Source organism: Metabacillus sp. 84 (assembly GCF_050107715.1).
In the GTDB taxonomy this organism is placed as follows: domain Bacteria; phylum Bacillota; class Bacilli; order Bacillales; family Bacillaceae; genus Metabacillus_B.
The window spans coordinates 122,272-132,786 of sequence record NZ_JBNILN010000008.1 but is presented as its reverse complement, the minus strand read 5'-3'; the positions used below and the strand labels follow the sequence as shown (position 1 = coordinate 132,786).

General features: G+C 46.3%; 7 protein-coding genes, 11 tRNA genes and 1 rRNA gene. All 19 read left to right on the top strand.

The window, feature by feature from the left end:
- Nucleotides 1-11 precede the first annotated feature (11 nt).
- Nucleotides 12-127: ribosomal RNA gene (gene rrf / locus ACQCV8_RS14715) — 5S ribosomal RNA — on the top strand.
- Nucleotides 128-135: 8 nt separating this feature from the next.
- A tRNA-Asn gene (locus ACQCV8_RS14710) sits at nt 136-210 on the top strand.
- Between the two features lies 1 nt (nt 211).
- Nucleotides 212-284 (top strand) — tRNA-Thr (locus tag ACQCV8_RS14705).
- 14 nt (nt 285-298) lie between these two features.
- Nucleotides 299-373 (top strand) — tRNA-Glu (locus ACQCV8_RS14700).
- A 421-nt stretch (nt 374-794) separates the two neighbouring features.
- A tRNA-Val gene (locus tag ACQCV8_RS14695) sits at nt 795-870 on the top strand.
- A 32-nt stretch (nt 871-902) separates the two neighbouring features.
- Nucleotides 903-975, top strand: a tRNA-Thr gene (locus ACQCV8_RS14690).
- A gap of 17 nt (nt 976-992) precedes the next feature.
- Nucleotides 993-1,076 (top strand) — tRNA-Tyr (locus ACQCV8_RS14685).
- 69 nt (nt 1,077-1,145) lie between these two features.
- Nucleotides 1,146-1,220: transfer RNA gene (locus ACQCV8_RS14680), tRNA-Gln, on the top strand.
- Between the two features lie 3 nt (nt 1,221-1,223).
- Nucleotides 1,224-1,299 (top strand) — tRNA-Lys (locus tag ACQCV8_RS14675).
- Nucleotides 1,300-1,314: 15 nt separating this feature from the next.
- A tRNA-Leu gene (locus ACQCV8_RS14670) sits at nt 1,315-1,396 on the top strand.
- 31 nt (nt 1,397-1,427) lie between these two features.
- Nucleotides 1,428-1,502 (top strand) — tRNA-Gly (locus ACQCV8_RS14665).
- A 10-nt stretch (nt 1,503-1,512) separates the two neighbouring features.
- Nucleotides 1,513-1,588 (top strand) — tRNA-Ala (locus ACQCV8_RS14660).
- A gap of 165 nt (nt 1,589-1,753) precedes the next feature.
- Nucleotides 1,754-2,659, top strand: coding sequence for an arginase (gene rocF / locus ACQCV8_RS14655; protein ID WP_426845575.1), 906 nt, complete (start codon nt 1,754-1,756; stop codon nt 2,657-2,659).
- A gap of 263 nt (nt 2,660-2,922) precedes the next feature.
- Nucleotides 2,923-3,486: an RNA polymerase sigma factor SigW gene (gene sigW, locus ACQCV8_RS14650; RefSeq protein WP_426845573.1), complete on the top strand. Its 564-nt coding sequence runs from the start codon at nt 2,923-2,925 to the stop codon at nt 3,484-3,486.
- Nucleotides 3,487-3,503: 17 nt separating this feature from the next.
- A complete protein-coding gene (locus ACQCV8_RS14645; RefSeq protein WP_426845571.1) occupies nt 3,504-4,115 on the top strand; it encodes a zf-HC2 domain-containing protein in 612 nt (203 codons plus the stop codon).
- A gap of 246 nt (nt 4,116-4,361) precedes the next feature.
- Complete coding sequence (cdaA, locus tag ACQCV8_RS14640) at nt 4,362-5,189, top strand: diadenylate cyclase CdaA (protein ID WP_426845569.1); 828 nt, start codon at nt 4,362-4,364, stop codon at nt 5,187-5,189.
- Nucleotides 5,182-6,477, top strand: a complete 1,296-nt coding sequence (locus ACQCV8_RS14635) for a CdaR family protein (RefSeq protein WP_426845567.1) — start codon at nt 5,182-5,184, stop codon at nt 6,475-6,477. Before cdaA ends, ACQCV8_RS14635 begins: the two co-directional genes overlap by 8 nt.
- 26 nt (nt 6,478-6,503) lie before the next feature.
- Entirely contained in the window at nt 6,504-7,850 is a 1,347-nt protein-coding gene (gene glmM / locus ACQCV8_RS14630) for a phosphoglucosamine mutase (protein ID WP_426845565.1), read from the top strand.
- A 638-nt stretch (nt 7,851-8,488) separates the two neighbouring features.
- Nucleotides 8,489-10,291, top strand: a complete 1,803-nt coding sequence (glmS, locus tag ACQCV8_RS14625; protein ID WP_426845563.1) for a glutamine--fructose-6-phosphate transaminase (isomerizing) — start codon at nt 8,489-8,491, stop codon at nt 10,289-10,291.
- Nucleotides 10,292-10,515 lie beyond the last annotated feature (224 nt).

Sequence of the window (10,515 nt, the reverse complement as noted above, 5' to 3'; positions counted from 1 at the left end):
TCAACCTTATATCTGGTGATTATGGCAAAGAGGTCACACCCGTTCCCATACCGAACACGGAAGTTAAGCTCTTCAGCGCCGATGGTAGTTGGGGGTTTCCCCCTGCGAGAGTAGGATGTTGCCAGGTTATATTGTTCCGCAGTAGCTCAGTGGTAGAGCTATCGGCTGTTAACCGATCGGTCGCAGGTTCGAGTCCTGCCTGCGGAGCCATGCTTCCATAGCTCAGTAGGTAGAGTGCTTCCATGGTAAGGAAGAGGTCACCGGTTCGAGCCCGGTTGGAAGCTTACTTAATGTATGCGGCCCGTTGGTCAAGCGGTTAAGACACCGCCCTTTCACGGCGGTAACACGGGTTCGAATCCCGTACGGGTCACCATTTACATACGGACAAGCTATGCGGAAGTTGAAGGAGTGAACACCGGAGTGCACATTCGTGCATGAGGATGTGAACGAGTGAAGACGACAACGCAATGCGCCGCTCATCACAAGCCGAAACCACCACCCAACAAAGTGAAAGTAAGAGGGTTGGGAGGAGCAAGCAGTGCTAGGAGTCGAAGGAGTGAACACCGGAGTGCACATTCGTGCATGAGGATGTGAACGAGTGAAGACGACAACGCAATGCGCCGCTCATCGCAAGCCGAAACCACCACCCAACAAGGTGAAAGTAAGAGGGTTGGGAGGAGCAAGCAGTGCTAGGAGCCGAAGGAGAGAGCCCCGGAGCGCACATGAGTGCGTGAGGATGCGAACGACTGAAAGCGACAACGCAATGCGCCGCTCATCACAAGCCGAAACTATATGGAGGATTAGCTCAGCTGGGAGAGCATCTGCCTTACAAGCAGAGGGTCGGCGGTTCGATCCCGTCATCCTCCACCATTCTATATTTTGTTTGCTGTTTTTTAATTTGCGCCGGTGTAGCTCAATTGGTAGAGCAACTGACTTGTAATCAGTAGGTTGGGGGTTCAAGTCCTCTTGCCGGCACTGTCTTTCAATCATACGGAGGGGTAGCGAAGTGGCTAAACGCGGCGGACTGTAAATCCGCTCCTTAGGGTTCGGCAGTTCGAATCTGCCCCCCTCCACCATTTTTCTTCATGACAGGTTTAAAACCTCATGGTTTGGACATGTTAAGATAGGATGAGTATCTAAATTATTGGGCTATAGCCAAGCGGTAAGGCAACGGACTTTGACTCCGTCATGCGTTGGTTCGAATCCAGCTAGCCCAGCCATCCGAGCCATTAGCTCAGTCGGTAGAGCATCTGACTTTTAATCAGAGGGTCGAAGGTTCGAGTCCTTCATGGCTCACCATTTTTATTTTTGTATGCGGGTGTGGCGGAATTGGCAGACGCACCAGACTTAGGATCTGGCGCCTTCGGGCGTGGGGGTTCGACTCCCTTCACCCGCATTTATTTTCCGGAGACCTGCCTTTTGAACTAGCGGAAGTAGTTCAGTGGTAGAACACCACCTTGCCAAGGTGGGGGTCGCGGGTTCGAATCCCGTCTTCCGCTCCATTACCCTTAGGGGGCCTTAGCTCAGCTGGGAGAGCGCCTGCCTTGCACGCAGGAGGTCAGCGGTTCGATCCCGCTAGGCTCCACCAATACTTTAACCATTAATGTCTTCCACTTGGTGTAAGGCTTTTTTTGTGTTTTCTTTTACAGTTTTAGTTTGAATTATCTGTATTTTTATACATGAAATTGTCGAGTTGAGTCACCTGCCTCCTTCTAGGTAGAATAGAAGCACAGAGGGAAAAGGAGGAAACCACATGGCTGCAAAGAAAATCAATATTATCGGGGTGCCGATGGATTTAGGTCAGACCCGCCGGGGTGTTGACATGGGTCCGAGCGCGATCCGCTATGCGGGGATTACGGAAAGGCTTGAGCACCTTCACTATATCATCGAAGACAGTGGAGATATCAACATTGGGAAACGGGAAAAAGAATTGGAAGAACCTCTATATAATTTGAAAAATTTGAAAGCGGTATCAGAAGCAAGTGAGCTTTTAGCATCAAAGGTTGATGAAACAATTAAAGCAGGGTCGTTTCCTTTGGTCCTTGGCGGTGACCATAGCATTGCCATTGGGACCCTGGCCGGCTTAGCAAAAAATTATCAAAATCTGGGCGTTATCTGGTATGACGCTCATGGAGATTTAAATACAGCGGATACGTCTCCTTCAGGAAACATTCATGGCATGCCTCTGGCTGCAAGCCTTGGAATTGGGGATGAAGCGCTCACAGGGATTGCGGGATTTTCTCCTAAAATTAAACCAGAAAATGTAGTCATTATCGGGGCGCGTTCCTTGGATGAAGGAGAAAGAAAACTAATCAAAGAAAAAGGAATACGTGTTTATACGATGCATGAAGTGGACCGCATGGGGATGACACGTGTTATGGAAGAAACGATCGACTATTTAAAGGAACGGACTGACGGCATTCATTTATCACTGGATCTTGATGGCTTGGATCCGCATGATGCACCAGGGGTTGGTACACCGGTAATCGGGGGCATCAGCTACCGTGAGAGCCACCTGGCCATGGAAATGCTGGCTGAATCAGAATTGATTACATCTGCTGAATTTGTAGAGGTCAATCCGATTCTTGATGAACGTAACAAAACAGCTTCCGTTGCTGTTGCCCTAATGGGTTCATTATTTGGGGAAAAACTCCTGTAAACCAGCTGCCGCCCTTAAGAAGGAGCGGCAGTTTTCCTTTTCGTTTTGCTCCGGGTGTTTCCCATAAAGTATGATATAAAAATTAATCTTCTCTGACAGCTCGATCTTCCCCTTCCATGCAATCCTCTAAACAGCCTCTTCCTGCAACTTTTCATCTACAGATTGCCAATTATTTGTTAAACTAATTTTATGTGAAAAAAATGAAACCTTTTGGTCTTTAGAACGTATTCATACAGACCCGCGTAGAGAAGAGGGTAAAACAGATGGAAACTTTGGTAAAGAACAGAATAAGAGAGGTTATAAAAGGCGATCAAAATGCATTTGCTGAGATTGTTGACATTTATAAGGATAAAATCTATCACCTTTGTTACCGGATGCTGGGCAATTCGCATGAAGCTGAGGATATTGCGCAGGAAGCATTTATAAGAGCCTATGTAAATATTCACCGGTATGATCTGGATAAAAAATTCTCAACATGGCTGTACCGGATTGCCACCAATCTCTCTATTGACCGAATTCGAAAGAAGAAGCCGGATTATTATTTAGACGCTGAAATTGGTGGAACGGACGGACTGACAATGTATTCGCAGGTTGCAGCTGATATTGCCCTTCCTGAAGAGGAAGTGGAGACACTGGAGCTTCAGGAAATGATTCAAAAAGAAATTTTGAAGCTTCCGGAAAAGTATCGGAGTGTCATTGTGCTTAAATACATTGATGAGCTTTCCATTCTTGAAATCAGCGAGATTTTGGAGATTCCTGCCGGCACAGTTAAGACGAGGATACACAGAGGAAGAGAAGCCCTTAGAAAGCAGCTAAGGCATTTATAAAGTGGGGTGCAGAAAAAATGGCATGTTCAGAGCAAATGGTTTCTTTAATGCATAAATTCCTCGACCATGAAATCGGGGGGAAGGAAGAGAGAGACTTAAGGATCCATCTAAAAGTATGCAGCAGCTGTCAAACTCATTTCCAGGAACTGAAAAAAACGGTGGCTTTCGTGCAGAGTACTTCCCATGTGGAAACTCCAAAGAATTTTACAGCGCGGGTGATGGAGAGCCTTCCTAAAGAAAAAAAGAGAGTCGGCGCTGAAAGATGGTTCAAAGCCCACCCTTTATTAATAGCAGCATCTCTTTTTATGATTCTGATGAGCGGCAGCCTGATATCGGCATGGTCAGGTGATCATCAGTTCAGCGTAACAAAGGATCCTAAATTAATTGTCCAGAACAGCACGGTGACCGTCCCGGAAGGTGAAGTCATTAAAGGAGATATTACCGTACGAAACGGCACGCTCCGGATTGATGGGAAAGTGGAAGGAAATGTGACGATTATTAATGGAGAGGAATACACAGCAGCAGCCGGAGAAGTCACCGGGGATATTAAAGAGGTAAATGAATTGTTTGACTGGCTATGGTACAGGATGAAATCCTTCGGAAAAGAAGTAGTAGATGTATTTCAGTAAAATTTCCGGCTTGTTCGATAATAGGCGGAAAAATCAGATATACTAATGCAAAGGTCATCTTTTATGATGGCCTTTTGGTTTCTTTATTTACTAAAAAAAAATTATGCTATAATGGGGTAGTTAGCGGCAGCACCGGATGTCCTCCGGCAGAAACAGGAGGACGAGCAAGGATTTTGGTGCGGTTTTTCCCGTCCTGAATGGACAATTGCGCTGTAACTTTAATTGAACTTGATGGAGGAAACAGGCATGGCATTTGAAGATATATCTGTACTTAGGTACCTGGGCACTGCCATAGATATTCTCCTTGTTTGGTTCGTTATATATAAACTGATTATGGTTATTAGAGGAACAAAAGCCGTTCAGCTTTTGAAAGGGATCATCGTTATTTTACTTGTCAAAACGATAAGCGGCTTCCTGGGACTCAATACGATCTTCTGGTTAATGGACCAAGCGATTTCATGGGGATTTATCGCAATTATCGTGATCTTTCAGCCAGAGCTGAGAAGGGCACTGGAGCAGCTGGGGAGAGGAAGACTGTTTTCAAAGAGTGCTTTGCCGGAAGAGGATGAACGCATTAAGCTGACGGATGACATTACGAAAGCTACCTCCTATATGGCAAAGCGCCGAATCGGAGCGCTGATGACGCTAGAACGGGAGACAGGCATGGGCGATTACATTGAGACCGGAATCCCTATGAATGCTGCCATTTCATCAGAGCTTCTGATCAATGTGTTTATCCCCAACACACCGCTCCATGATGGAGCGGTCATTTTAAGAGGAAGCCAGATCGCAGCAGCGGCCTGCTATCTGCCGCTGTCAGAGAGTCCGCTGATTTCAAAAGAACTCGGAACGAGACACAGGGCTGCAGTTGGAATAAGCGAGGTTACAGACAGCATAACCATTATTGTCTCTGAAGAAACAGGAAGCATCTCGGTTGCGAAAAATGGCGAGCTTCACCGCAACCTGGATGAAGAGGCATTGAAAAACATTCTGTCATCCAGCTCAAACCGCCAAGGCCGGATTCGTTCCGATTCCTCAAACCGCTGGCAATGGAGGGGGAAAAAGAATGGATAAGCTGATGAACAATACTTGGTTTATGCGGATTATCGCTTTGCTGCTTGCTCTGATGATTTATCTTTCCGTCAATCCGGAGACATCAAACCAGGGTGGCACAATCAGGAACAATGAACCTCAGAGCAGCCAGATTATTCCGAAACCGCCTGGCACGGATGAAGACGAGCCTGCCTCTAATGAGTCCTCTGCAGCGATTGAAGATGTACCGGTTAAAGCTGAGACAGACAATGAAAATTATGTCGTTTCCGGACTTCCTGAGACGGTTGCCGTGAACATCACCGGACCGACCAGCCAGGTGACCATTGCCAAGCAGCGGAAGAACGTTGAGGTTTATGCGGATTTGTCGGGACTGGAACCTGGAGAGCATGAAGTGGATTTGAAATTCAGAAATCTGGACAGCTCTCTGAAGGTAGCCATTGATCCAGGTACAGCGGATATAAGAATCGACGAGAAGGAAACAGAAGAATTTCCAGTCGAAGCCTCCTTTATCAATGAGGAACAAATTGCCGAAGGATATAAGCCGGGGGAGCCGGTTCTAAAACCGAATAAAGTTCAGATTACAGGATCGAAAGCGATTATTGATCAGGTTTCGTATGTAAGGGCAAGAGTGAATCTACAAGGTGCAAATAAAGAAGTCGTTCAGCAGGCGCAGGTCATTGTGTATGATAAAGCAGGAAATATTTTACCAGTGGAGACCTCTCCGCGAAACATTGAAGTAACTGTGCCGGTTGAAAGCCCTAAAAAGACTCTTCCTGTAAAGCTGAAACAAACCGGGGAGCCTCCTGAAGGCATATCGATCCGGTCAATCAGTATAACCCCCAGTGAAGTAACGGCTTACGGACCGCAGAATATTCTCGATGCACTGGAGGAAATAAGCGGGCCGGAGCTGGATTTGAGCCAGATCAAAGAAGACGACGTGGTTGAATTGGGCCTGCCGCTGCCAGAGGGAGTTACCAGACTTTCTGAGCAGAAGGTTCAAGTAAAAATAGATGTAAATAAAGAAGAAGAGAAGGTGCTGGAAGGCGTCCCAATTCAAACAACTGGCCTTGATGAAGGGAAGCAAGTTGAGTACCTGAATCCTGACAATCAAGCTTTTGATATCAGTGTAACGGGTTTAGAGAGACAGCTGAACAAAGTGACTTCAGGTGACTTTGAGCTGGTGGTCGATGCATCCGGTCTTGAAGACGGTGAACAGAAAGTTAAGGTTGAGGTTAAGGGACCGAATGATGTGAAATGGTCACTGCCCCAAGAAGAAGCAACAATTCGTATTTCGGCACTTCAATCTTGAGGAACAGAAAAAGGAGCGAATCTAACATGGGTAAGTATTTTGGAACAGATGGAGTAAGAGGAGTGGCCAATAGCGAGCTGACGCCGGAATTGGCATTTAAAATCGGCCGTTTTGGCGGATATGTTCTGACAAAAGATAAAGAGCGTCCCAAGGTTTTAATCGGCCGTGATACACGCGTATCCGGGCATATGCTGGAGGGTGCGCTTGTAGCCGGTCTTCTTTCCATCGGAGCGGAAGTTATGCGCTTAGGCGTCATCTCTACTCCAGGTGTTTCTTATTTAACCAAAGCTTTAGGAGCTCAGGCAGGTGTCATGATTTCTGCCTCTCATAATCCCGTTCAGGACAACGGAATCAAGTTTTTCGGACCGGACGGCTTCAAACTTGTAGATGAGCAGGAGCTTGAAATTGAAAGCCTGATGGACCAGGAGACTGATTCTCTTCCACGGCCGGTTGGAGCGGACCTTGGTCAGGTAAATGATTACTTTGAAGGCGGCCAAAAATATCTTCAGTTCCTTAAACAAACCGTAGATGAAGAATTTGCAGGCCTTCATGTCGCTCTTGACTGCGCTCATGGTGCAACCTCTTCCCTTGCAACGCATCTGTTTGCTGACCTTGAGGCGGATGTTTCTACGATGGGAACGTCTCCTAACGGACTTAACATCAATGAAGGTGTCGGTTCCACCCACCCTGAAGCAATGGCAGCGTTTGTTCTTGAAAAAGGTGCCGATATCGGACTTGCCTTTGATGGGGACGGAGACCGCCTGATTGCAGTTGATGAGAAAGGCAGCATCGTAGACGGCGATCAAATCATGTTTATCTGCGCCAAGTATTTGAAGGAGCAAGGCCAGTTGAATCAGGATACCGTTGTATCCACCGTTATGAGCAACCTCGGTTTCTATAAAGGACTGGAGGCATCAGAAATTCAAAGCATCCAGACTGCGGTAGGCGACCGGTATGTAGTAGAAGAAATGAAGAAAAACCATTATAATCTGGGCGGCGAGCAATCCGGCCACATCATTTTCCTTGATTACAACACAACAGGAGATGGCCTTCTTACAGCCATCCAGCTTGTTAACATTTTAAAAGCAACAGGAAAAACCCTTTCTGAGCTCGCTGGAGAGATGACAAAATTCCCTCAGCTGCTTGTAAACGTAAAAGTGACGGACAAGTACCATGTAACAGACAATGAAAAGGTAAAAGCAATCATCACGGAAGTAGAGCAGGAGATGGCCGGGAACGGTAGAATCCTCGTTCGTCCATCCGGCACAGAGCCGCTTGTGCGCGTTATGGCAGAAGCATCGACAGAAGAGCTTTGCCGCAAGTATGTGGACCGTATTGTGGCAGTTGTCCAAACGGAAATGGGTATTGAATAAATTGTACATACCTTTTGCATTAAAACGGGGCTGACTGTCAGCCCCGTTTTTCTCTTTTTTTTCATGTGATAATTTGAGCATTTTTTTATTCTTTCACGCTGTGATGATTTTCACTTGTGAAGAAAAAAAGCAGGTGGAAAAATGCATCTTTTTGCTGAAAGCAGGTTAGGAAATCATGAAAACCGGGTAAATATCACCTTGCATCAATCCTTAACGAGATCCTTTTTAACCGCATATACTAAAGGGTCGGAGGGTAAAGAGTAAACCGTAAGGAAATAATAGGATTGACGGTTTTCTCCGATGTATTGTAATATAAACCTTGTGTTTCGCTATTCTTGTCCCGGGTAATAAGAAGCAGCGGAATGCAGAGCAAGACAAAGCGCCTGAACTAAGCACGGACGGCCCATCGCTTAGTTGACGAGGAGGAGGTTTATCGATGAATCGGCGGATACCTCCCGGCTGTACGATAGCAGCCGCAAGTCTTTCTTTAAAACAGGAGGGCAACTTTCTGGACAAAGAGAGAGACACAAATCGAATCCTTTAAAACAAAACATCTAACATGTGTGAGGGGACAGCAGAAGGTCCCCGATGATAAGAGACTTTCCTGTCCCCTTCGCAAAAGCGGGAGGAAAACGATTATGTGTGGAATTGTAGGTTATATTGGACAGAATGATTCAAAGGAAATTTTATTAAAAGGCTTGGAAAAGCTTGAATACCGCGGATACGACTCTGCCGGGATCGCGCTTTCCGGAGAAGAAGGCGTCACGGTCTTTAAAGAAAAAGGACGCATTGCCGATCTTCGTTCCATCGTGGACGCAGGTGTATTGGCACCGGTTGGAATCGGTCACACACGCTGGGCTACTCACGGAGAGCCAAGCCGTGTTAACGCTCATCCGCATCAAAGTGCATCATCACGCCTGACTTTGGTTCACAACGGTGTCATTGAAAACTATGTACAGCTGAAAAAAGATTACCTTCAGGATGTTGAACTGCAAAGTGAAACAGACACAGAGGTTGTAGTCCAGGTTATCGAAAAAATGATGGAGAAAGGGGCAGGCGTAGAAGAAGCTTTCCGCCAGACTCTCTCCGTTCTAAAAGGATCGTACGCTATCGGATTGCTTGATAACCAAGATCCAAATACAATTTATGTAGCAAAAAACAAAAGCCCTCTTCTAGTTGGTCTTGGAGAAGACTTTAATGTCATTGCTTCTGATGCAATGGCGATGCTTCAAGTCACAAACCAGTTTGTTGAGCTTATGGATAAAGAAATGGTCATCGTGACCCGCGAGCAGGCAGTCATTAAAACATTGACTGGAGAAGTTGTTGAACGTGCTCCATACACAGCAGAAATTGATGCAAGCGATATCGAAAAAGGAACATACCCTCACTACATGTTGAAAGAAACTGACGAGCAGCCGCTCGTATTGCGGAAAATCGTTCAAAAATATCAAAATGAAGACGGTAAGCTGACAATTGATCAGAACATCTCGGATGCGATCGACGAAGCAGACCGCATTTATATCGTAGCCTGCGGAACAAGCTACCATGCCGGTCTTGTCGGCAAACAGTTCATTGAAAGATGGGCAAAGAAACCGGTAGAAGTTCACGTGGCAAGTGAGTTCTCGTACAACATGCCATTGCTGTCTGAAAAGCCGCTGTTCATTTTTATCTCCCAGAGCGGAGAAACAGCTGACAGCCGTGCTGTGCTTGTCCAAATTAAAGAGCTTGGCTACAAAGCGCTTACGATCACAAACGTACCAGGATCCACTCTTTCCCGTGAAGCAGACTTCACCTTGCTTCTTCACGCAGGTCCTGAAATTGCAGTAGCCTCAACAAAAGCCTATACAGCACAGCTTGCCGTTCTTGCGATCACAGCTGCTGTAACAGCAGAAGCAAAAGGACTCGATATCGAGCTGGACCTTGTAAAAGAGCTTGGAATCGCTGCAAATGCAATGGAAGCCCTTTGCGACCAGAAGGAAGAGATGGAGTACATCGCACGCGAGTACCTATCCACAACACGCAACGCCTTCTTCATCGGCCGTGCGGTTGACTACTACGTAGGTCTTGAAGGCGCATTGAAGCTGAAAGAAATCTCCTACATCCAGGCAGAAGGCTTTGCCGGAGGAGAGCTTAAACACGGTACGATCGCCCTGATCGAGCAAGGCACACCGGTCATCGCGCTTGCTACACAGGAGCATGTAAACCTGAGCATTCGCGGTAACGTGAAGGAAGTAGCTGCCCGTGGAGCGAACCCTTGCATCATCTCTGCAAAAGGACTGGACCAGGAAGACGACCGTTTCGTCCTTCCGGAAGTACACGAAGCCCTATCACCGCTTGCATCCGTAATCCCGCTTCAGCTGATCGCTTACTATGCAGCACTGCATAGAGGCTGTGACGTGGATAAGCCGCGTAACCTTGCGAAGAGTGTGACGGTGGAGTAAGAGCTGTTTTGCATGAACACCTCTTTGTAGTTTTATAAAAAAGATTGATTATTTTAAACAAAGTTCGCTCATTTAAAATAAAGATTGATCATTTAAAATAAAGATTGATAAAAAATAACCTCAATGGATATGATATCCATATGAGGTTATTTTTTTGTTCTTAAACACCGAGGCTGAAGGAAATTTTGTATAAAAGGATATAGAAAATCAGATTTTTAATTTTT